Here is a 19169-nt window from a genome sequence, read left to right as displayed (position 1 = left end):
TCTAGTATATCATAATTTTCTGAAGCTTTAAACGGCAAAATGTGGTAAAATAGAAGAAATCAAAAACTAGTGGAGGAAGCTATTATGCCATTTGTACGCATCGATTTATTTGAAGGACGCACGCTCGAGCAAAAGAAAGCTCTTGCTAAGGAAGTAACGGAAGCTGTTGTCCGTAACACTGGAGCACCTCAATCAGCCGTTCATGTCATCATCAACGACATGCCAGAAGGGACTTACTTCCCTCAAGGGGAAATGCGCACCAAATAATCTAGCTTAAGCAGAATTGCTTAGGCTTTTTCAATCTCCAAGTAGCATCCATTGAAGAAATAATCTAAATTTGTTACAATTTGAAGAGATGCTTGGATTCATATCCTAAGAAAAGAAATACAAAAGGAATTAGTATGATTACACGTGAATTTGATACCATAGCTGCTATCTCTACTCCACTAGGTGAAGGAGCCATTGGTATTGTCCGCTTGAGCGGAACTGACAGTTTTGCCATTGCGCAAAAGATTTTCAAAGGAAAAGACTTGAATCAGGTTGCCAGCCATACCCTTAACTACGGTCACATCGTTGACCCTCAAACTGGTAAGGTCATGGATGAGGTTATGGTTGGAGCTATGAAGTCTCCAAAGACCTTCACTCGTGAGGATATTATCGAGATTAACACCCACGGTGGGATTGCGGTGACCAATGAAATTCTCCAGCTAGCTATTCGTGAAGGAGCTCGGTTGGCAGAACCTGGTGAATTTACCAAGCGCGCCTTTCTAAACGGTCGTGTGGATTTGACACAGGCTGAGGCGGTGATGGACATCATCCGTGCCAAGACTGACAAGGCTATGAATATTGCAGTCAAACAATTGGACGGTTCTCTTTCTGACCTGATTAACAATACTCGCCAAGAAATCCTCAATACACTTGCCCAAGTTGAGGTCAATATCGACTATCCTGAGTATGACGATATTGAGGAAGCTACTACCGCTGTTGTCCGTGAGAAGACTATAGAGTTTCAGCAATTGCTAACCAATCTCCTTAGAACAGCTCGTCGTGGTAAAATCCTTCGTGAGGGAATCTCAACTGCCATTATCGGCCGTCCCAACGTTGGGAAATCCAGTCTTCTCAATAATCTCCTTCGTGAAGACAAGGCTATTGTAACAGATATCGCTGGTACGACACGAGATGTTATCGAAGAATACGTCAACATTAACGGGGTTCCTCTCAAATTGATTGATACAGCCGGTATCCGGGAAACAGATGATATCGTGGAACAAATCGGTGTCGAGCGTTCGAGAAAAGCCCTCAAGGAAGCTGACTTGGTACTACTAGTGCTAAATGCTAGTGAACCACTAACAGCACAAGACAGACAACTCTTAGAAATCAGCCAAGATACTAATCGCATTATTCTGCTTAACAAAACTGATCTGCCTGAAGCGATTGAAACTTCGGAATTACCTGAAGATGTTATCCGTATTTCAGTTCTTAAAAACCAAAATATCGATAAGATCGAAGAGCGTATTAACGACCTCTTCTTTGAAAATGCTGGTTTGGTTGAGCAAGATGCTACTTACCTATCTAATGCCCGTCACATTTCCTTGATTGAAAAGGCCGTTGAAAGCCTACAAGCAGTTAATGAAGGGCTGGAACTGGGGATGCCAGTTGACTTGCTTCAAGTTGATTTAACACGAACTTGGGAAATTCTCGGAGAAATCACTGGAGATGCGGCTCCTGATGAACTTATCACCCAACTCTTTAGCCAATTCTGTTTAGGAAAATAAGAAAAATCCATGATCCTTCATTCGGTCATGGATTTTATTGTCTTTATTAGTAATCTGGTCTAAGGACACCTGTTACGGTTGCCTTAGTTGCTTCGTAGTCGCCATCTACGACAACTTTGATAATGCGTTTGGCATCTTCTTCTGGCGCTGGAACTAGAGGTAGACGAGTTGGTCCAGCTTCAAATCCCATGTAGTTCAAAACTGCCTTAACTGGAGCAGGACTTGGATAAGAGAAGAGGGCGTTGACCTTAGGAATGAATTTACGCTGAATAGCTGCCGCTTTTTTCATATCGCTTTCTGCAATGGCAGTGAACATCTCGTGCATCTCATCCCCATTTGTATGAGATGCAACTGAGATAACCCCATCTGCACCAAGGTTCATGGCATGGAAAGCATCTCCATCCTCACCAGTATAAATCAAAAATTCCTCTGGCTTGTGCTCAATCAAGTAAGCCATATTTGCCAAGCTGGTACATTCTTTAACACCGATGATATTTGGATGGTCAGCCAAACGAAGCATGGTTTCTGGAGTCAATTCGACAACCACACGCCCTGGAATGTTATAGATGATAATAGGTAAGTCAGAAGCATCTGCAATCGCTTTAAAGTGCTGGTACATTCCTTCTTGAGAAGGTTTGTTGTAGTATGGTACGATCGCAAGTCCAGCTGCGAAACCGCCAAATTCTGCGACTTCTTTGACAAACTCGATGGAGTCACGCGTATCGTTGGTACCTACACCCGCAATCAAAGGAACGCGTCCATTGACAATCTTTTGTACAGCTGCAAAGAGTTCCAACTCTTCATCGTGAGTCAAAGTTGGACTCTCAGCAGTCGTTCCAGCTAGGAGAATGCCGTCTGTGTGATGGGCCAATAAATGCTCAATCAAGGCTGGAATGGCATCAAAGTTGATGGAACCATCCTCATGGAAAGGGGTAATGAAGGCTGTGATGATTTTACACTCTTTTAAATCTTGATAAGACATGAAAACACCTCTCTATTCAAAGAAGGAGTTCATCTGAACTCCTAAACGATATGACTATTTTAATTCAAATTTCAATTCAGCTGTTGGACGAACCAATCCACGTTCGTGAAGCGTTTCTGCAATCTGAACTGAGTTCCAAGCAGCACCTTTAAGAAGGTTGTCTGAAACAACCCACATGTGGATTCCTTTTTCAGCGTCCAAGTCTTTACGGATACGACCAACAAAAGTATCACGCGAACCCACTGCATTGACAGCTTGAGGATAGATTTGGTGCGCTACATCATCTTCAAGAACTGCACCCGGGAAGGCTGCGATAGCTGCTTTCACTTCTTCGATTGGAGCCACTTCTTTTGTTTCGATATAAACAGATTCAGAGTGAGCTGACAAGACAGGAATACGCACACATGTTGCAGATACTGCGATGCTATCATCTTCCATGATTTTCTTCGTTTCCTTGGTCATCTTCATCTCTTCGTAAGTGTAATCATTGTCAGTAAAGACATCGATTTGTGGAAGAGCGTTAAAGGCGATAGGATAGTGTTTCTTATCACCACCTGAAGGCAAAATTTCCGCATGCAAATCACGTGGATTCACACCGTCATTCAAGACTTCACGAAGTTCACGTTGTGTTTCAAGAATCGCACCCATACCAGCACCAGAGACTGCTTGGTAAGTTGAAACGATGATACGGTCCAAGCCCCATTTTTGACGAACAGGTTCAAGAGCCACCATCATTTGGATTGTTGAACAGTTAGGGCAGGCAATGATTCCGTTGTGGGCATCAAGTGCGTGAGCATTTACTTCTGGAACAACCAAAGGAACATCTGGATTTTGACGGAAATAAGATGTGTTATCTACTACTACCGCTCCAGCTTGAACTGCGTATGGTGCATACTTAGCTGATGTCGAACCACCTGCTGAGAAGAGTGCAATATCAACACCCTCAAAAGCGGTCTCAGTAGTTTCTTCAATCGTAATATCTTGGTCTTTAAATTTCAAAGTCTTGCCTGCTGAACGTGCAGAAGCAAGGTAACGGATTTTATCGATTGGAAGTGTTGATTCTTCCAACATTTTTATCATCTGAGCTCCGACAGCACCTGTCGCGCCGACTACAGCAACTGTATATCCCATAAATAACCTCTTTCGGAATTTTCTAAAAATTTCTATAATAGATGTATTATACTACTTTTTCCAGAAATTGAAAAGCATTTTTGGGTTATATTTTCTGAAAATTAAAAATCCCTAGTCATTGACCAGGGACTAAGAGGCATCTTCATGTGATGAGCAGGTTCACACAACTCATCAAGGTCCGCTCCTGCGTTATGACCTCCTTATGCTCAATAGCAGTCCGAAGACTACCTATCGACTCATCGCAACTACTATTCTACTAGATAGAGTCACTTTTGTCAACAGACAAAACTCTTTGCTTCATTTATACAGGTAGATAAGAAAAGCCTTGGTCTCCCAAGGTCATTTGTTTCTATCATGCTAATTGCCGGGATTGAACCGGCGACCTCATCCTTACCATGGATGCGCTCTGCCAACTGAGCTAAATCAGCTTACCTAAAAAGTATACTATAGTTCCTAGTTCTTGTCAAGCGCTCTCTTTTAATTTTATGGAATGAAAAAAGCTAGATTTAGCAAGAATCTAGCTTATAAACTTCTTATCTTGTTAGATCGATTCGGCGCCCTAATTTTCCGATTAAAATAGCACCTACGATAAGTGATGCAAACTCACCAATTCCCGTAGAGAACCATGTAAAGAAGAATGGAGCTTCTGCAACAATATAGAGTTCTGCTGCAATGGTAATCATTGAAATAGAGAAGAGAATTGAAAAGAAGAAATGATCTTTTCGAATCAAACCATTGAACAGATAGTCTTTCTTGTACTTGCTAAAGAGCCATACACCTAGACTTAGGAAAACTAGGGTAGAGCCCCCTCCGACAAAGACATCTATTGGACCAAAGCTAAAGAAATTTGCAATCATACAACCAATCGTCACACCGATGATGTATTTAGGATTGTAAAAGGCCAAGAAATTCATCATCTCTGAAATACGGAACTGGTAGGCGCCGTAGCTAATGGCATTCAGTGGTGGGGTAATGGTCAAAACCACATAAATAGCAGCGACAATAGCGATATCTGCCATATCACGAACAGTTAATTTTTTCATGTTTTCTCCTTTAGCGGTTTCCCGCGTAAAATATGCTTGGTGAAAGAAGTTAAGCACCAAGGGTTGAGATTATCAACCTTACTAGTATAGCACAATATATGACATTATGCTATACTAAAACCATGAAAAGAATAATAAAGGCATTCTTCGATAACGAAATTCTCTCCTATCTATTTTTCGGTGCTGCTACTACTTTGGTTTCTATTTTATCGCGCTTGGTTATTTACCACATCAGCCACCAGGAAATCCTGGCAACCGTACTCGCAAATTTTATCGGGATTCTCTTTGCCTTTCTCACAAATGATACAATCGTCTTTAAACAAGAGAGAAGGAATTGGTCAACTCGGCTGGCTAAGTTTTTCTTAGCTCGTCTCTCTACACTTGGACTGGACGTTCTTTTAACTTATATCTTCGTTACAACCTTTCCTGATCTTATTGGTCAGTTTGTCGAATATAATATAGATAGGGTTAATACGGTTGAAACTATCTTAGCACAAATCTTGATTATTGTGCTTAATTATATTTTCAGTAAAATCTATATTTTTAAAAGGAGTAACCGACTTCCTTAAGCATCCAGGTTGCTTTTTGTCACAATTTAGGATATAATAAATTAGAAAATTAGGAAAGGAATTTATGAAAATGTTAAAGGATCTTAAAGAATTCTTGCTTCGCGGTAATGTCGTTGACCTTGCTGTCGGTGTGATCATTGCCTCTGCTTTTGGTGCTATCGTTACTTCATTTGTTAATGATATCATCACTCCACTTCTATTGAACCCAGCCTTGGAAGCTGCGAAAGTACAAAACATCGCTGAGCTTGCATGGAATGGTGTTACATATGGTAAATTCTTGAGCGCTGTTATCAACTTCCTTGTTGTGGGTACAGTCCTCTTCTTCGTTATCAAAGGTATTGAAAAAGCTCAAAACCTTCGTAAGAAAGAGGAAGTGGTTGAGGAAGCACCTGCTGCTCCAACTGAACTTGAAGTTCTTCAAGAAATCAAAGCTCTTCTTGAGAAAAAATAAAACAGATAAAGGATCTAGCCTAAAGCTAAATCCTTTTTTCTTTACTCTTTTGGTAACTTCCCAGCTTTTTCGAGCATTTTCTTAATTAAGTAAGGCATCTTGACATTTTCACGGCCTTTTTTCTCAATGAGTTTTTTGACAAATTCTGGCATCTGAAGGTCGTCTGTCTCCTCCATGATGTCCTTGGTAGTTGCTGAAGGCGCTAACTCATCGAAGGTTTCTTCTTCTGGGAGAAAAGCTTTAAATTCCTTGTTTTCGTTGGCTCGTACAGTAGCAACTAAAGCGTCAATTAAACGGCTATCCGTATTGGGCATAGGTGGACGATGGTAGGTGACATCTAATTCTTGACACAACTCATAACATTCCACATCATTATCGAACAAGACTTCAATGTGCTCACTGATAAAACTAATCGGGACAAAAATATAATGCTCTGGATGTTGCTTTTGTTCTCGTAAATATTCTAAGACATCTGGCTTGATCCAAGGGATTCCAATATCGCTTTCGCTCTGCCAAGTATTGGTATACTGGTCGGCTGTTAGACCGAGTTGTTCAGCAATGAGCTTGCTATTATCGAAAATCTGATCGATATAAGGATCTCCATAATCCAAGGCAAAAATGGGGACGCTATGGGCTGAAAAGATTACCTTGAAGGATTCTTCTCCAACATGGTCTCGTAAAATTTTTCCAATCTCATCTGTCCAGAAGTCCAGCAAAGCCTGTTGTTGATACCAGTCCTTAATGACTAAAAATCGGATCTGCTGGCTTTCCAGAAACTTTTCATACCCCATGACTGAGTAAAAGGAATAATGAGGTTCCAAAATCAAGCAGATACATTCTTCAACACCATCAGCTTCCATCTGCTTGATCACGTCTGGGATAAAGGGACGAGAAAATTTGTTGGCAAAGTAGATACCGTACTCCTCGCCTAAACATTCCTTGACTAAATCAACCTCCTCACGTGTAATCCGCTGCAAGGGCGTCCCACCTATAAGGACATAGTTGTCATAGAGAGTCTGAATCTCGTGGTCTTGGGGTCTAACTCCACGACGAATGTTTGTAAAAAATTCCGCTACTCCTTCAAAACTAATCTCCTCTGGAGATCCAAAGGTCATCATCAATATTGCTTTTTTCATATTATCATCCTTATGTTATTATTTTCACTATCTATTCTATCATGAAAGAAAAAAATAGTAAACGCTTCCGATGTCTACTATTTCTTTTTTTCTTTAGTCTTTTTATCTCGTCTCATGATTAGGATGATGAGGATAAGAAGTAAGAGGACGATAATAAGGAGTAGAAAGGCTAGGATATAAATCCAATGGCTGGGAATTCCGTGATTGAAATACCGTGTTCCTACTGCTTCCCCACTCTTATCCTGTGCTACTTTTACCGGCGCATCCGTTATTTTAGCTAAAAGGATATGTCGTCCATTAGTTATGTTAAGGAAACAGGTGCTTAATAAAACAATCTTATCCGTTGAAGTCAAGGAAACATCTCGCTTGTATTTGGCTTTGCTTAACAGATACTGATAGTATGCCTGATGTTCCTCGTCATTGGAACTCAGGGTTCGATAAATCTCAGTGTCATAAGCATCCACTTCTAAAATCCCAAAAATCTCAAGCCCTCGTTCACGACCGTTATAATAGATAGAGCCATAACGGTGATTTTCGAAAAACTCTTGGTTAGCAAACTTTTGTATCTCACCAAACATGGCGCCAGAGGCCATAGAGTGACCGTATATGATGGTGTTAAAGTCGGTAAAGTTGGGGTTAAAACGATAGTCTAGAAAAATAGAGCCCGACACAGTATAATCGCCAAAGGCATTGCGGTCAAGGTATTTAACATTGTCCTGACTCTGCAAGAGGGGATAGTCTACCTTGGTCCCATCGAGGCTAATCCAACCACAAACATCCTTATTCAAGTGCTGCAGGGTTTCAAAACCCGTACTGCTGGCATCTTTTTCAATGGGATTATAGTGATCGTAGTCGCTCGCAAGGACTCTATCACCGGTAAAAAGACAGAATATAGCTAAAAAGAGGGATAGAATGACCTTTATGACTTTGCGACTCGTAGACATTTTAATATTCACTTCTTTCTCCTTTCTAGCCTTGAAAATAAAAGAGCAAGAGAGACTGTCCCTTTCTCTTTTATCAGTAGTTTAGTCAGTAATAGTATCTGCTTCTTCTTTTGCTTCTCTTCTTCGTCGCAAGATCAAGTAGAGGATGATGAGCAAGAAGATCAATAGCAAGAGCAAGATAAATAAGATGATGTACCATATCCACAAAGGAATCGATGAGAGAAATCGTCCGAGCGACGAATCATCAAAGACACTGTAAGGGAATGGTTTTGATTTTTTCGTATGGAAGGTGTTCTTTGGAACCGTATCCGTAATCTTGGCAACTACGATATGTCTCCCATTTGTTACGTCTAGGAAACAGGTACTGAGGAGGATGATATGGTCATTCGGCCCCAGTGTAATATCCCGCTTGTGGATGGCAACCGAGAGTAAGTGATCGATATATTCTTGGCGCCGATCATCTCCATTGATACCTGGATCGTAGATATTAAAGTCATAGGCGTCCACCTCGAGCATCTCAAAGATCTCAAGACCTTTTTCAACGCCATTATAGTAAATACTACCGTAGCGATGCTGGTCAAAAAACTCCTTATCAGAAAACTTTGCTACATCTCCAAACATAACCCCATTTTCTACATGGTGTCCGTAGATGATAGTATTAAAGTCTTCGAACTTGGATTCATTTCGAGCCTCAAGGAAAATAGCTCCTGTAGCTGCAAATTCTCCCTTTGAGTCCTTGTTCAGGTACTTTTCATTATCTTTGGCTTGGACTAAGGGATAGTCAATATTGGTGCCATAGACATTGATCCAACCGAGTACTTCTGGGTTGACTTGCTGAAGTTTGTGAAAGCCAGAAAAACTAGCAAGCTCATCTTTCTCAGTAGTACTCACTGGTCTATAGGCCTCATACTCACTGGATGAAGCCTGAGAATAAACCTGATTGGCATCCCAGAGGGCGTAGAAACCAAAGAGAAAGACCAAGGCTGTCAAGAGGAGCAGGATATGATTTATCAACGCATCTACAGCAAGTACCAGACGCCTAGACAAACTCCTTTTTGGTTTCTCACGCTTGATTTTCATCGTTCAAACCACTTGCCTAAGCTTGTCTGCGTTTTTTAGACAAAACAACAAATCCAGCCAAACCAAGACCAATCATCAAAATGAAAGGAAGGTTGTCAATCAAGAGACCAGTAGGGGTAACGTCTGGCAAGCTATTTGTGATAGTGTTATCGTTTGGTTTTTCACCAACAAGGATACTATCTTGAGTGAAATTTGTAGAAACTGTTCCAGCTTGATTTTTTAATGCTCCGTTCTCCTTATATGCAGCTGAAGCTGTGTAACCTTGAGATCCAGTTTCAACCAATTTATAACGAGTACCAGCAGGAATTGTGTCAAACACCAAAGATTGATCGTGACGTAGTGTTATAGTCGTTTCTTGACCATAGACAAATGTTTTTGAGGTTTCACCGATCTTACCAGTGATTGATTGTGAAGTTTCTGTAGATGCTTTTGTGAAAGTAAGCTTGAAAGTGAAATCTTTTGATTTATCTGCAGTAGCACCTGACACAACTTTTTTAATTACTAAAGATTTAGCATTTGGGTCAACTTTTGAAACATTTGGTTTATTAGGGTTTGGTTCATTTGGATCTGTAATTTTACCCGCATTTTTACGATAGATGTTAGTGAAAAGATCATATTTGTAAGTAGTTCCACTTTCAGATGGTTTTACTTTACCATTCACACTTGGGGATACTTGTTTAAAATACACAGAAGAAATATATGTTCCTCCTGTAGTTTTGTTCTTAACAATAACGTGCATTTCATAGTTGCGATTATCATATGTCATAAAATCAATAGGTGAACCATTTTTTTGAATAACTTTCCAACCAACATTTTGTTTTTCAGCAACAGTATAGACATATTCACCAGCATGTGTATAGTTCACTTCTCTAAAAATATCGCCGGTTTCTTTCTTAATGCTAGTTTGGCCAGTTGATAAAACGTCTGTTCCAGTATAAGATACATTTTTATCTGTAATTTGACCATTAGAAGAATCAATCGTTTCATAAGGTGCACCATTTGATGATGTACCAGTTTTAGGGGTGAAAGTAAATGTAAAAGTTGCTTCAGGTGTTGTAATTCCTTCCGCAATATTCAACACCTTATTAATAGAAACTTTTGCACTTGTTTCACCATTTGCTTTGGCAGTTGCCACATCATTATCATCCGCAAATGTTGGCACTCCTCTAAAGACCGACAAGGCGGTTATAGCTGCAATACTTGCAGTAACTAATTTTTTCAAAAATGTTTTTTTCATGATTATTCCTTTTATTTTTAAATTTCTTTTTTCATAAATTATCATCAAAAGCCCCGTCGCCTTAGGACTGTTACCACCTTGCCATGGGTATCCTGTATAGGAATGGTTCCAAAAGCACGGCTATCTACAGCCGTTGTTCGATTGTCTCCGAGGACAAAGAGTTGTCCTGCTGGGACTTTCATTGGGAAGGTAGCCCCTTCCTTATAGAGCAGCGTTTCTTTGTAGATATCCTGCTCTTGTTGAGGAGAACCGTTGATGATGAGACCATTTTCGTTTATATCGATCGTACTTCCTTCGGTTGCTATGACACGCGCCACTCTTTCCTTGCCCTTATAACTATAGACGAGCAGGTCGCCAATCGAATAACGTTTATCCAACCTATAGTAGACAACCAAGTCGCCATCTTTTAAGGCTGGCTTCATGCCATCGTCATTGTATCTCAATAGTCCAAAGACAAAAAAGTAAAGGGTGGCCAGTACAAACCCAACCATCAGAAGCTTACTGACTAAGTAGAGGATATCTCCCCATACACTCGGCGGAGACTTATCCCGACTGACTTGTGTTACTGTTTTCTTATGTTTCTTTTTAAGTAGCATTATTTTCTCCTATGTACCACTAGATAGCCGAGTAGGATTGTAAAGAAGATACCTCCTAGAGGAAGGATTATTCCTAACACGAGTGTACTGCTGAGGAAGTCAACTCCGGTTTCAGGTACACTATTCTTATTATTCGTGACTGTCGCGGACTTATCCCCATCCAGTTTGCCTTCTTGATTCTCATAAGATACCTGATATCCACGAGAAGAGTTTGATTCCTCTTCAATAGTGTAGTGACTATTGAGTGGAAGTCCATCAATTTTTATGGTTTGATCTTTGTTTAGATCTATAGACGCTCGACCGTTCGTAAATTGCAAAGGAATTCTTTTATTATTCACCGTTGCATTATAGGTTCCATTCAATGGACTATTCTGAGCATCCCTGATGTTAATGGTAATCTTGAAGGATTTTAATAGATTGGCAAATACACCTGTAACTTTTTTTGTGACTGATAAACTTGGAAGCTTGTGATTTGTGACAATGGTGGTCTCGTCTTTATTCAGATCGCCCTCTTGATTCTCATATGTAACGTGGTAACCATTCGTTGATGCCGCTTCTTCTTCAACCTTGTAATGGGTTCCTCGAGGAAGATAGCTTAGAATACCTTTCCAACGTTTTCGTTTTTCGACACGGATCTCCGCTTCTCCATTCACAACAGTTATCTCGCCAAAAGTTCCATTCAATGGCGTAGAATTAGGAGAGGTTAGTTTTACCTTAATCCTAAACTCTTTGTTCAAGTTACTTTCAGCTTCCAACACTTTCTTAATCGTCAGACTTGGCAATTGTTTATAGATTACCTTGAAGGATGGTTTAGTTTCTGTACCAACATTTTTTATTTCTTTGGTAAAGGCGGGGACGTCCGGTGCAATTAAATCGTATTGATATCCTTTGGCAACTTTTTCAAAGTTCCTCGTTTCATTAGATACGTTTTTTCTAACATTCACATTGGTTTTTCGATATTCTTGATTGTCAGAACCTCCGTTCTTGTTCTTTTGAACCAGTTTCAGTTCAACATTACTCGGTTGATCAGCTGTAATAACAGTTCTCGCACCCGTCACACCTTGCCATTCAACTTCCACTGGTACCGTTAATGGATCTGAAGGCTTAAAGGTTGGGTTGTCAGAGTATTCTTTGGTCTTGGTTTGAGAGGTGCCTATTCCATAGGAATATGTGACACTAGCACCTTTATTGGAGTAGAGTTTATTGACATCAGGACCTTCAGCATCACCAGCCTCTATCTTCTTATCACCAGCAATAGCATCTAAGGCTTCTTGACTTGATGTAACAGTAAATTTGAGTACATATCTAGCCCCATCTTCTAAGGAATAATTCGGAGAAAATTTAGCCGTAACTTCCACTAATCCTTCTGAGCTTGTCTTGGTATCAAAAGTTACCTGCTCTTCGGTTAATGTTTCACTGCTACCAGCCTTTTCTTTCACTACACGAAACTCTGACGATCCGTTTGGTAATAGCTGGACATACTTAGAAAGAACATCTTTGATAGTCACATGGTGGACCCCCAGAGGCAGAATCTTATCTGTGATATCTTTAAAACTGTCTCGTAACTGGTCTTCATTGTTTGCGGATAGGATTTCATTAGGAATGGAAGAATTGTGGTACCTGATATAATACTGCAAACTGGTAATACTATCGACATTATTTGAATAACGAAACTTAATAGAGTAAAAGCCAGCTAGTTTTGGAGCGAGACTATAGGCGAGATTATTGATAGATACATCTAAATTATTCCAGAACCAATCTGGTGCCGTTTCTGATCCATCTTGATTATTATAGTTATAAACTGTATAACCACTGTCGTTGTAATACATATTGGCAAAACCATCTGATAGAACAATAACGACCTTCTTGGCATTTGGTCTTGCACTATCTATCAATTGATTAGCAATACGAATACCCGCGCTAATATTGGTTCCTGTACCGATTCCTGATTCAGTCCCTATTGATTGACCGCCAGCAATTCTCATATTACTGACTGCAGTCTTTGAACCACTAGCATCGTTATTCCAATTTAAAATTGTTTCCGCATCATCCCATGGGGATACACCATCATAAAATGCTGTTCTCTCTTCATACGGCCAATACCGATACCCCCACTCCCATTTTCGGTAGTAGGAATTCCATGCTTGTTCCGCAAACTTATTATCAATCTTTCCACCAAAACCTACCACGGATAACCGATTATTTGAATTGGATAAAATCGTATCAATTAATCCCTGACGATCTCGAGTTCCTTTAAGGGTATTTTTTAAAGCATCCAATCTTGTAATTGTTCGGCCAGTGGAAGAAGGAACATCTCTCTTGTTCATACTTCCAGAAAGGTCGGCTACCAAAACAACATCTAGGGGTTCTGACTGAATCTCCGTTCCAAGCTTGGAAGTAATATCCAATGACAACTCATACTTGTCATCCTGTCCTGATATCGGAGCAATTGTCTTGTGAAGAGTTGTCTGAGGTTCTGTAGTAGAATCTGCATTTAACAGACTTATCGGAGCACACAAAAAGAGAATAGCTAACAGTATAACTAAACGGCGCGCAATAATTTGAACTTTCTTAAAATCGAAGCGAATGTTCATTTTATTCTCCTTAACTAGAATGTACTAATGTTGTTATTATGTCAACCTAGTACGTTTACAAAATAATTGTACAATAAAGTTCACGCAGTGTCAATTAATATGGTTAAGTTTATATTATGTTAATTAATAAAAGAGTATGATTCTTCTTTGTCTTTCAAACTATTCTATGGTAAAATGAAAAAAGAATAAAAAAATTTCATAAAATATCAATGCATATATTTTATTCTAAAATGCCCAAGATTTCATTTGAAAGTCTATTGAATTTGAATTATTATATTTTTTCAAAATTCATGAAATTTTCAGAATGAGGCATTTTCCGAAGTTTGCATTCTATTTTATGATTGTTAAAGGAGTTTTTATGACTTATCCGAACCTTTTAGATCGTTTTTTGACCTACGTTAAGATCAATACGCGTTCTGATGAACACTCTACTACTACTCCAAGTACGCAAAGCCAGGTAGATTTTGCAACCAATGTTCTTATTCCTGAAATGAAACGTGTCGGTCTGCAAAACGTCTACTACCTTCCAAATGGTTTTGCTATTGGTACCTTACCAGCTAATGATCCTAGCTTGACACGCAAGATTGGCTTCATCTCCCACATGGACACAGCTGACTTTAATGCTGAGGGAGTTAATCCGCAAGTCATCGAAAATTACGATGGTGGAGTTATCGACTTGGGTGATTCTGGTTTTAAACTCGATCCTGCTGATTTCAAAAGCCTTGAGAAATATCCAGGCCAAACGCTTATCACAACTGACGGCACAACCTTACTGGGCGCCGATGACAAATCAGGTATTGCTGAGATTATGACTGCTATTGAATACCTGACTGCTCATCCTGAAATCAAACACTGTGAGATTCGAGTTGGTTTTGGACCTGACGAAGAAATTGGTGTCGGTGCTAATAAGTTTGATGCAGATGACTTTGATGTTGACTTTGCCTACACTGTTGATGGTGGACCACTAGGGGAACTGCAGTACGAGACTTTCTCAGCAGCTGCTGCTGAACTTCATTTCCAAGGGCGCAATGTTCACCCTGGTACCGCTAAAGGCCAGATGGTCAATGCCCTTCAGCTAGCGATTGATTTTCATAATCAACTTCCAGAGAATGACCGACCTGAATTGACAGACGGTTATCAAGGTTTCTATCATCTTATGGATGTGACAGGTAGTGTCGAGGAGGCGCGTGCAAGCTACATCATTCGTGACTTTGAAAAGGATACTTTTGAAGCGCGTAAAGTAGCTATGCAAGCCATCGCTGACAAGATGAATCAAGAGCTTGGGAATGATCGCGTGACCTTGACTCTGACTGACCAGTACTACAATATGAAGGAAGTCATCGAGAAAGACATGACACCCGTTACCATTGCTAAAGCTGTTATGGAAGATTTAGGGATCGCGCCAATTATTGAACCGATTCGTGGTGGAACAGATGGCTCTAAGATTTCCTTTATGGGGATCCCAACTCCTAATATCTTTGCTGGTGGTGAAAACATGCATGGACGTTTTGAATACGTGAGTCTTCAGACCATGGAGCGTGCGGTGGATACCATCATTGGTATTGTAGCTTATAAAGACTAAAAAAGACGAGGTAGCTCAGCTACTTCGTCTTTCTTTTTATTCGTTTGGTTGAGCACTTGGCTCAGACTCACTTTGTGCTTGCTTTTCTGTTGGTTGAGAAGCAGCTGTTTCACTGTCTTTCTCGGACTTAGATTGGCTATCAGTTTCACTTGCTTTTGAACGGAGTTCCTGGTTCAAGCTAATGATTTCTTTAGCTAGAGTGAGGAGACCTTCTTTATCACTGCTTTTGGCTGCAAGTTGATCAAATAGGGCATCAACACGTTCAAAGTCAGCATCAGATCCTTTGTTATCCTCTAAGTACTTGTGAAGAGAGAGCAAGACATTATAGAGCTTTTGGTAGATGATCACCGTTTGTGGATCCTGTTCTGCTTCTTTTTTCTCTCGTTGGATAGTCGCTGCAATACGATTCAAGAGATCCTCAAGTTGTGTTTTAGCTTCGTCAAGGTCTGCATTTTCCTTTTCAGTAGCCGCTTTGATATTAGCTGCTTCTTCAGCTAGGGATTGTTTGACACCATCTTCTTTGACACGTGCTAGAAGTTGGGCAGCTTTAGTTAGGAGAGCATCCACTTCTTCCTTCTTAACATGGCTAACCCGCTCTTCGGGCATAAAATCACCGTAGAGCTCTTTTAGGAATTCATAGATGGCGGTCTTAGCAGTTTGACTATCTACTTTTTCCGTATCTAGAATAGTCTTACCAGCTTTTGTAGAAACGGGTTCTTCTTTGAGAGCTTCTTCTACTTCTAGCTTAGTTTGGTAAATAGTTGGGAATAACTTGTTCAAGTCGGTTGCTTTGAGGAAAGATTGTGACTGGTAAAGTTCCCAAGTCAGCTTGGCAACACGGTTTCGAAGTTCTTCTCTCAAACGACCATCAGATACATGTTCATAGAAATACTTGATGTACTCTACTGTTGTAACCCCTGTACGATCGCGGAAATCTTGCAAGGCTTGCAGTTTCGCTTCAATCGCATCCAACTCTGTCTCATCTTGTGCTAGTTTTGCTTCCTGCAAATGTACCAAAAGATCTTTCTTAGGCAAGCCATAAGTATCTGTATCCAATGTATTGATCTTATCTACAAGGGCTTGATACTTCTTATCTAAAGGTGAAGTTTCAACCGGTGCCATACTTTGATCCACATGGATATACTGTTTATCAAAGAGATCCAAGGCTGCTAGGTATCCAGCAGTTGAGTTTGTTGCCAGTTTTTTCATATTTTCGGTGAATTGCCCCAAAGCAAGTTCAACCCGTCTCTGCATGATTGGCTGGTCTTTGTAGAGACTTCTGCTATCTGCTAACAGTTGATCCACCTTAGATAGAACTGTTTGTTCATCAAATGCTCCAGGTTGATAGGCCGATTGTAGGGCCGGAATCTTATTTTTCAAAGCTACTTCATAGCCCTTAGTTTGAACTTTGATATAGTGATTGTGGTCTCCGTGAGGAATCACAAAACTACCATTTTCTACTTGCAAACTATAAGGAGACACCCCATCACGTAGTGCAGTCGTATACAGTTCATTTAGGAAATCCAGTTCTGGGTTCCCAGTTTGGAGAGGAATACGAACATGTTCTTTTCGAACAGCATAGGGATGGATATGGGTTGGATCATAGGCTTGATCCGGATTTCCAAAGACAAAGAATCCATTTGAAATGCGAATCGCTTCAAGCGGTACTCCGTAGGTCTGTGAGATATACTTGATTTTTTCTTCATCGCTAGCATCTCTTGAGAAACTTTCCACAGTCTTTGCAAGTGGTTGAACGTGCTGCGGCTGATGATTTTCTTTCAAGTGATCTTGGGCAGCTTTGATTTGAGCTGCAGTCAAGTCCTTCTTAAAGAAATAATGAGCGTGATCTCCATGAGAAACTACAAACCCTTGCTCATCTTCACTAATAACACGGTCAGCTGCAAAACCATGATCATGTTCTTCACCGTGGTGGTCATGCTCCACTCCATCATGGTCATGATCTTCATGGTTGGTATCTTGACTTCCTTGGTCACCGTCTTGGTCATGATGATGATCTTGTTGAGCTGGATGCTCTACTGGTTTACTTGGATTTTCCAAAGGTGTTGGCTTCCCACTGTCGCTATTTAAAGGAATCATACGCGCAATCTTTTCTTCCAATGCAGAAAGCTTTGTATATGGGATGAAATGATAGTGATTTCCGTGAGGAATCGCCACACCACTCGGTGTTCTGCTTGAAATCTTAGCAGGGTCAAAAATCAAGCCATCTGATTCAGCATAACGTTGACTACTTGGAAGAGCATAGAGTTGCTGCAATAGAGTTTGTAAGCTCTCTTCTGGATTGCTTGGTCTTTCAGTTTGTTGACTAGGATTAGTGGTTTGACTGGTTCCATTTTGACTTGGACGATAGTCAGTCACACTTGCTTGTTTTCTAGTTCCAGAAAGGTAGGCTTGGGCAGCAGCCAATTCACTAGCAGACAAGGAGCTCTTTGGAATATAGTGGTAATGTCCACCATGAGGGACAATATAAGCATCTCCAGTATCCTCTATAATATCAGACGGATTAAAGATGTAGCCATCGTCGGTAGTATAACGGCCTTGTGATCGCGCAAGTGTCACTGCACTGTTAGAAGTTGGTGCATCATGAGTATGACCTTGTTTTTGGCGCTCAATTTCGTCCTTCGTACGAACGTTATCAGCATGTGCCGCATCTTTAAGGTAGACATAATACTTGCCATCCACCTTGATAATGTAGCCACCTTTGATTTCATTGACAATATCAGCGTCTTTCAGTTGATAATTGGCATCTTTCATCAACAGTTCTTCGCTGAAAATCGCGTCAAAAGGAACTTTACCATTGTAATAATGGAAATGATCACCATGTGAAGTCACATAACCTTGATCGGTGATTTTCACGACAATTTGTTCAGCCTGAATATCTTCTTTTTTGCTAACTTGATCTGGTGTCTGGGTCTCTGTTTTTTGAGAATCTTGCTTCCCATCGACATAAGACACACGGTTATTATCTTTGTTTCCTTCTACCTGGTGTTGGTTCAATGCATAGATGCAAAGACTTAGGGAAAGGACAAGAGCCGATCCTGCTACAAGGTATTTCTTCTTCATTTTCATCATCTCCTCATTTTAATTCTTCTGCAAGAACGTTCATATTTTCTTCTAGATTTTCTAAGTAATTCTTGTCATTTTCAGGGTCTGCTTCCAAAGGATTGAGAGTCTTTAGGCTAACTCCTGTTGATTTGACCAAGGTTTCAGCGACTTTAGAAGAAGCATTGCTCTCAGTAAAGATGGTTTTAACCTTATAGGTCTTAACGAATTCTTGAATTTCTGTTAGTTGTCTCGGACTTGGCTCTTGTTCAGGGGAAATCCCTGCTATACCAAGTTGTTTCAAACCAAATCGTTTAGCGAGATAAGAAAAGGCTGTGTGTTGTGTAACAAAGGTCTTTTGACTCGCTTTTTCAAAAATAGGCTGGTACTTCTTAGTCAATTCTTGGGCTTTAGTAATAAAGTTTTTAGCATTCTTTTGATACGTTTCCTTATTGGCACTATCAAGTTCCGAAAGTTTGTCTGCAATAATCTGTGCCTCTTCACCTGCTTTTTCTGGATCTAACCAAGTGTGAGGGTCGTAGAGTGTTTTTTCATCGATGCCGTCACCAGCTTCAACATCTTCCAAACCTGGTACACGCTCCAACGTCATTCCTTCAGAAGCTTCTAAAACCTTAACTTTTGAGTTTTTCAAGTTAGGATCTAGACTTCCGGCCCAAGATTCGAGCGTATGAGAATGGTAGACAAAGACATCCGCGTCATAAATAGCAGCAATGTCATTTGCTGACGGTTCAAAGGAGTGAATCCCACTACTTGACTGAATCATCCGAACATCATTCAAGTCCCCTGATACCTCTTTTACCATGGCATAGATTGGGTAAAAACTTGTTACAATCTTCATTCCTTTTGCTTCTTGTTTTTCTTTTTGGCTACATGCTCCTAAGACAAGAACCAGCAGACTTGCCACTAATAATAGAAATGCTCTTTTTTTCATCATTACTCCTTAACTAGTATTTAACCATTTAATTAAC

Annotated in this window: 16 protein-coding genes, 1 tRNA gene and 1 riboswitch; of the genes, 5 read left to right on the top strand and 12 right to left on the bottom strand. The window is 40.3% G+C overall.

The window, feature by feature from the left end; all coding sequences use genetic code 11:
- Positions 1-84: 84 nt before the first annotated feature.
- Entirely contained in the window at positions 85-267 is a 183-nt protein-coding gene (locus B7721_RS06865; protein ID WP_001117401.1) for a 4-oxalocrotonate tautomerase, read from the top strand.
- 134 nt (positions 268-401) lie between these two features.
- Positions 402-1775 (top strand): tRNA uridine-5-carboxymethylaminomethyl(34) synthesis GTPase MnmE, encoded by a 1374-nt coding sequence (gene mnmE / locus B7721_RS06860; protein WP_084851129.1) that lies wholly within the window; start codon positions 402-404, stop codon positions 1773-1775.
- A 46-nt stretch (positions 1776-1821) separates the two neighbouring features.
- Here the strand turns inward: mnmE and dapA are convergent, their stop codons facing one another.
- From dapA to B7721_RS06840, 4 genes are all read right to left on the bottom strand, one after another.
- The gene (gene dapA / locus B7721_RS06855) at positions 1822-2757 is read right to left on the bottom strand and encodes a 4-hydroxy-tetrahydrodipicolinate synthase (RefSeq protein WP_000121606.1); all 936 of its coding nucleotides are present in this window, start codon (positions 2755-2757) and stop codon (positions 1822-1824) included.
- 54 nt (positions 2758-2811) lie between these two features.
- Complete coding sequence (locus B7721_RS06850; protein WP_045617067.1) at positions 2812-3888, bottom strand: aspartate-semialdehyde dehydrogenase; 1077 nt, start codon at positions 3886-3888, stop codon at positions 2812-2814.
- Positions 3889-4243: 355 nt separating this feature from the next.
- Positions 4244-4316: transfer RNA gene (locus B7721_RS06845), tRNA-Thr, on the bottom strand.
- Positions 4317-4421: 105 nt separating this feature from the next.
- Entirely contained in the window at positions 4422-4931 is a 510-nt protein-coding gene (locus B7721_RS06840) for a QueT transporter family protein (RefSeq protein ID WP_000737309.1), read from the bottom strand.
- A riboswitch (PreQ1 riboswitch) is annotated at positions 4929-5025 on the bottom strand. Its footprint overlaps the gene before it by 3 nt.
- 28 nt (positions 5026-5053) lie before the next feature.
- Here B7721_RS06840 and B7721_RS06835 point away from each other — a divergent pair.
- Entirely contained in the window at positions 5054-5500 is a 447-nt protein-coding gene (locus tag B7721_RS06835) for a GtrA family protein (RefSeq protein ID WP_045617969.1), read from the top strand.
- A 70-nt stretch (positions 5501-5570) separates the two neighbouring features.
- Positions 5571-5951 carry a large conductance mechanosensitive channel protein MscL gene (gene mscL, locus B7721_RS06830; RefSeq protein ID WP_000910207.1) on the top strand — a complete coding sequence of 127 codons (381 nt, stop codon included), beginning with the start codon at positions 5571-5573 and terminating at the stop codon, positions 5949-5951.
- Between the two features lie 41 nt (positions 5952-5992).
- On the opposite strand, the gene hemH is transcribed toward mscL, so the two are convergent.
- The 6 genes from hemH to pitA all read right to left on the bottom strand — a co-directional run bounded on the left by hemH (position 5993) and on the right by pitA (position 13538).
- On the bottom strand, positions 5993-7087 hold the full coding sequence (hemH, locus tag B7721_RS06825; RefSeq protein WP_084878208.1) for a ferrochelatase: 1095 nt from the start codon (positions 7085-7087) through the stop codon (positions 5993-5995).
- Between the two features lie 77 nt (positions 7088-7164).
- Positions 7165-8031, bottom strand: a complete 867-nt coding sequence (gene srtB, locus B7721_RS06820; RefSeq protein WP_084878875.1) for a class B sortase — start codon at positions 8029-8031, stop codon at positions 7165-7167.
- A gap of 81 nt (positions 8032-8112) precedes the next feature.
- Entirely contained in the window at positions 8113-9111 is a 999-nt protein-coding gene (srtB, locus tag B7721_RS06815; RefSeq protein WP_084878206.1) for a class B sortase, read from the bottom strand.
- 16 nt (positions 9112-9127) lie between these two features.
- Positions 9128-10393: a DUF7601 domain-containing protein gene (locus tag B7721_RS06810; RefSeq protein ID WP_275655517.1), complete on the bottom strand. Its 1266-nt coding sequence runs from the start codon at positions 10391-10393 to the stop codon at positions 9128-9130.
- On the bottom strand, positions 10393-10944 hold the full coding sequence (gene sipA / locus B7721_RS06805; protein WP_000924791.1) for a PI-2 pilus system signal peptidase SipA: 552 nt from the start codon (positions 10942-10944) through the stop codon (positions 10393-10395). Before sipA ends, B7721_RS06810 begins: the two co-directional genes overlap by 1 nt.
- Entirely contained in the window at positions 10944-13538 is a 2595-nt protein-coding gene (gene pitA / locus B7721_RS06800) for a PI-2 pilus tip adhesin PitA (protein ID WP_084878200.1), read from the bottom strand. The genes sipA and pitA overlap by 1 nt, the downstream gene beginning before the upstream one ends.
- A 358-nt stretch (positions 13539-13896) precedes the next feature.
- Here pitA and pepT point away from each other — a divergent pair, with 358 nt between their 5' ends.
- A complete protein-coding gene (gene pepT / locus B7721_RS06795; RefSeq protein ID WP_084878198.1) occupies positions 13897-15120 on the top strand; it encodes a peptidase T in 1224 nt (407 codons plus the stop codon).
- Positions 15121-15156: 36 nt separating this feature from the next.
- Here the strand turns inward: pepT and B7721_RS06790 are convergent, their stop codons facing one another.
- Entirely contained in the window at positions 15157-18201 is a 3045-nt protein-coding gene (locus B7721_RS06790; RefSeq protein WP_084878196.1) for a pneumococcal-type histidine triad protein, read from the bottom strand.
- 13 nt (positions 18202-18214) lie between these two features.
- Positions 18215-19132, bottom strand: a complete 918-nt coding sequence (locus tag B7721_RS06785) for a metal ABC transporter substrate-binding protein (RefSeq protein WP_084878194.1) — start codon at positions 19130-19132, stop codon at positions 18215-18217.
- Between the last annotated feature and the right edge of the window lie 37 nt (positions 19133-19169).

The sequence above is a fragment of the Streptococcus oralis subsp. oralis genome (assembly GCF_002096445.1).
Classification (GTDB): Bacteria; Bacillota; Bacilli; order Lactobacillales; family Streptococcaceae; genus Streptococcus; species Streptococcus oralis_N.
This window is presented reverse-complemented; position numbering and strand designations above follow the sequence as displayed.

Excerpts from the sequence above, each read along its gene's own strand:
- B7721_RS06865 (WP_001117401.1), top strand. The coding sequence starts at position 85 with ATGCCATTTGTACGCATCGATTTATTTGAAGGACGCACGCTCGAGCAA.
- mnmE (WP_084851129.1), top strand. The coding sequence starts at position 402 with ATGATTACACGTGAATTTGATACCATAGCTGCTATCTCTACTCCACTA.
- B7721_RS06835 (WP_045617969.1), top strand. The coding sequence starts at position 5,054 with ATGAAAAGAATAATAAAGGCATTCTTCGATAACGAAATTCTCTCCTAT.
- B7721_RS06785 (WP_084878194.1), bottom strand. The coding sequence starts at position 19,132 with ATGAAAAAAAGAGCATTTCTATTATTAGTGGCAAGTCTGCTGGTTCTT.
- B7721_RS06850 (WP_045617067.1), bottom strand. The coding sequence starts at position 3,888 with ATGGGATATACAGTTGCTGTAGTCGGCGCGACAGGTGCTGTCGGAGCT.
- srtB (WP_084878206.1), bottom strand. The coding sequence starts at position 9,111 with ATGAAAATCAAGCGTGAGAAACCAAAAAGGAGTTTGTCTAGGCGTCTG.
- dapA (WP_000121606.1), bottom strand. The coding sequence starts at position 2,757 with ATGTCTTATCAAGATTTAAAAGAGTGTAAAATCATCACAGCCTTCATT.
- sipA (WP_000924791.1), bottom strand. The coding sequence starts at position 10,944 with ATGCTACTTAAAAAGAAACATAAGAAAACAGTAACACAAGTCAGTCGG.
- B7721_RS06790 (WP_084878196.1), bottom strand. The coding sequence starts at position 18,201 with ATGAAGAAGAAATACCTTGTAGCAGGATCGGCTCTTGTCCTTTCCCTA.
- srtB (WP_084878875.1), bottom strand. The coding sequence starts at position 8,031 with ATGTCTACGAGTCGCAAAGTCATAAAGGTCATTCTATCCCTCTTTTTA.
- pitA (WP_084878200.1), bottom strand. The coding sequence starts at position 13,538 with ATGAACATTCGCTTCGATTTTAAGAAAGTTCAAATTATTGCGCGCCGT.
- hemH (WP_084878208.1), bottom strand. The coding sequence starts at position 7,087 with ATGAAAAAAGCAATATTGATGATGACCTTTGGATCTCCAGAGGAGATT.
- mscL (WP_000910207.1), top strand. The coding sequence starts at position 5,571 with ATGTTAAAGGATCTTAAAGAATTCTTGCTTCGCGGTAATGTCGTTGAC.
- pepT (WP_084878198.1), top strand. The coding sequence starts at position 13,897 with ATGACTTATCCGAACCTTTTAGATCGTTTTTTGACCTACGTTAAGATC.
- B7721_RS06810 (WP_275655517.1), bottom strand. The coding sequence starts at position 10,393 with ATGATAATTTATGAAAAAAGAAATTTAAAAATAAAAGGAATAATCATG.
- B7721_RS06840 (WP_000737309.1), bottom strand. The coding sequence starts at position 4,931 with ATGAAAAAATTAACTGTTCGTGATATGGCAGATATCGCTATTGTCGCT.